The organism is Pseudomonadota bacterium, from assembly GCA_010028905.1.
GTDB lineage: Bacteria > Vulcanimicrobiota > Xenobia > RGZZ01 > RGZZ01 > RGZZ01.
In genome coordinates this window covers 1-1,173 of sequence record RGZZ01000881.1, presented here as the reverse complement: position 1 = coordinate 1,173, position 1,173 = coordinate 1, and the positions used below count along the sequence as shown (strand labels likewise).

The window sequence follows — 1,173 nt, the reverse complement described above, 5'->3', positions numbered from 1 at the left end:
GCCGACTGGGCCGCGGGCACACTCGTCCCCGTGCTCGCCAGTGCATCATCCGCCACGGGGCTGAACCTGCATGTCGACCGCACATCGGGGCGCCACGGGGGCAGCGACTATCGCTCGTTCGCCCTGCAGGGCGTGCCCTTCGTGCGCTTCTTCGGCAGCTACTTCCCGGACTATCACAAGCCGGGCGATCGTTCGGAGCGTCTCGACGCCCGCCAGATCGAGCGCATGGCCCGCCTGGCCTGCGCCACCTTGTGGATTCTCGCCAATCGCTGAGCGCAGAGCGGCCGTAGTCTTTCGGGCCGACAATGGCAGGGCTGTCTGTCGGTCAGGCGAGGGTCTTGTCGACTTCGGTGAGCATGCGCTGGAAGGCACGCTCGGTCTGCGCCCACATCACCGAGATGACGAGCACGGCTGTGGCTGAGACGACGCCCATGCCGGCGATTCCCTTGGCGGGGTCACGGCCCAGAAGGTTCTCGATCAAGTGGAAGGGGTCGAGCGTGTCTACCCCCGACAGAATCCCACTCTGGGCGCAGACCGTGATGATGGTGAGCACCGACGCCGTAAACACGAATTTCTCTGTTCGCGAGCAGACCTCGTACAGGCCGGTCATGATGCCCACGCCGAGGGCGAGGGGCTGCAGCAGCGCCAGCGACAGGACGAGCGGATGGTACAGGGCCAGCAAGAGCCACAAGGGCAGCATGATGGTCCACTTGATGGACGAGGCGTAGAAGGCGGATACGAACTTGCCGGTCAGCAGGGTGCGCGGACGGATGCCGCTTACCACCAGCAGCGTCCAGGTGGAGCGGTTGCGCTCGCAGGCGATGACAGCCCGGCCGTAGGCGATCCCTTCGAGCATGCTGATGCCCGCGGCCGGTAAGAGGAGAAACAGAATGAGCGCAAGGATGCCCCCGGTTTCAGGGGGCGGGGGAAAGCCACTTACGATATCCACTACGGTCGCGAGCAAGAGGGCGCTGATGGGCAGGACCGTGCCACCGATGTTTCCGAGCAGGGCGTCGCGGGTGCTGTGAAGGCGCGTGAAACCGGCGCGGTAGGCCCAGTAGATCGGGTTGCCGTCGAATGGGCGCAACATGATGGCGGCCAGCTTCATCAAGAGATTGAGCAAGGTCGTCGGCTGAGGTTCGCGCGGGCTCCACGTCAGGTCGGCGGCATGGG

The 1,173-nt window shown here is 65.3% G+C and carries 2 protein-coding genes; one reads left to right on the top strand and one right to left on the bottom strand.

The annotated features are described in order from the left end of the window. Positions 1 to 30 precede the first annotated feature (30 nt). On the top strand, positions 31 to 273 hold the full coding sequence (locus EB084_26090) for a M28 family peptidase (GenBank protein NDD31736.1): 243 nt from the start codon (positions 31 to 33) through the stop codon (positions 271 to 273). 52 nt (positions 274 to 325) lie between these two features. On the opposite strand, the gene EB084_26085 is transcribed toward EB084_26090, so the two are convergent. Next, the coding region (locus EB084_26085) for a hypothetical protein (GenBank protein ID NDD31735.1) at positions 326 to 1,173 on the bottom strand (848 nt) is incomplete at its 5' end.